Raw genomic sequence first — 1207 nt, 5'->3', positions numbered from 1 at the left:
GTGCCTTCGGGAACTCTGAGACAGGTGCTGCATGGCTGTCGTCAGCTCGTGTTGTGAAATGTTGGGTTAAGTCCCGCAACGAGCGCAACCCTTATCCTTTGTTGCCAGCGGCTAGGCCGGGAACTCAAAGGAGACTGCCAGTGATAAACTGGAGGAAGGTGGGGATGACGTCAAGTCATCATGGCCCTTACGAGTAGGGCTACACACGTGCTACAATGGCGCATACAAAGAGAAGCGACCTCGCGAGAGCAAGCGGACCTCATAAAGTGCGTCGTAGTCCGGATTGGAGTCTGCAACTCGACTCCATGAAGTCGGAATCGCTAGTAATCGTGGATCAGAATGCCACGGTGAATACGTTCCCGGGCCTTGTACACACCGCCCGTCACACCATGGGAGTGGGTTGCAAAAGAAGTAGGTAGCTTAACCTTCGGGAGGGCGCTTACCACTTTGTGATTCATGACTGGGGTGAAGTCGTAACAAGGTAACCGTAGGGGAACCTGCGGTTGGATCACCTCCTTACCTTAAAGAACCTGCCTTTGCAGTGCTCACACAGATTGTCTGATGAAAAACAGCAGTAAAAATCTCTGCAGGCTTGTAGCTCAGGTGGTTAGAGCGCACCCCTGATAAGGGTGAGGTCGGTGGTTCAAGTCCACTCAGGCCTACCAAACTCCTTTTAAAGGATGAGCGGTACAGAGATTACAAACGATGGGGCTATAGCTCAGCTGGGAGAGCGCCTGCTTTGCACGCAGGAGGTCTGCGGTTCGATCCCGCATAGCTCCACCATCTTTTACTGCGAACACAAGAAAACTTCAGAGTGAACCTGAAAAGGTGCACTGCGAAGTTTTGCTCTTTAAAAATCTGGATCAAGCTGAAAATTGAAACGACACACAGTTAATGTGTGTTCGAGTCTCTCAAATTTTCGCAATCAGAAGTGAAACATCTTCGGGTTGTGAGGTTAAGCGACTAAGCGTACACGGTGGATGCCCTGGCAGTCAGAGGCGATGAAGGACGTGCTAATCTGCGAAAAGCGCCGGCGAGGTGATATGAACCTTTGACCCGGCGATGTCCGAATGGGGAAACCCAGTGTGTTCCGACACACTATCGTTAACTGAATACATAGGTTAACGAGGCGAACCGGGGGAACTGAAACATCTAAGTACCCCGAGGAAAAGAAATCAACCGAGATTCCCCCAGTAGCGGCGAGCGA

2 tRNA genes and 2 rRNA genes are annotated in these 1207 nt (G+C 51.3%); all 4 read left to right on the top strand.

Features of this window, described 5'->3' with window-relative positions:
- A 16S ribosomal RNA gene (locus UTO39_RS22265) occupies positions 1 to 519 on the top strand; the annotation flags it as partial.
- Positions 520 to 588: 69 nt separating this feature from the next.
- Positions 589 to 665 (top strand) — tRNA-Ile (locus UTO39_RS22260).
- Positions 666 to 707: 42 nt separating this feature from the next.
- A tRNA-Ala gene (locus UTO39_RS22255) sits at positions 708 to 783 on the top strand.
- A 170-nt stretch (positions 784 to 953) separates the two neighbouring features.
- Positions 954 to 1207 (top strand): 23S ribosomal RNA (locus tag UTO39_RS22250); the annotation flags it as partial.

Origin of the sequence: Enterobacter sp. 118C5, assembly GCF_034107645.1 — a bacterium.
Taxonomy (GTDB): domain Bacteria; phylum Pseudomonadota; class Gammaproteobacteria; order Enterobacterales; family Enterobacteriaceae; genus Enterobacter; species Enterobacter nematophilus.
Note: the sequence above shows the minus strand (reverse complement) of the source record. Positions and strands in the feature narration are given on the sequence as shown.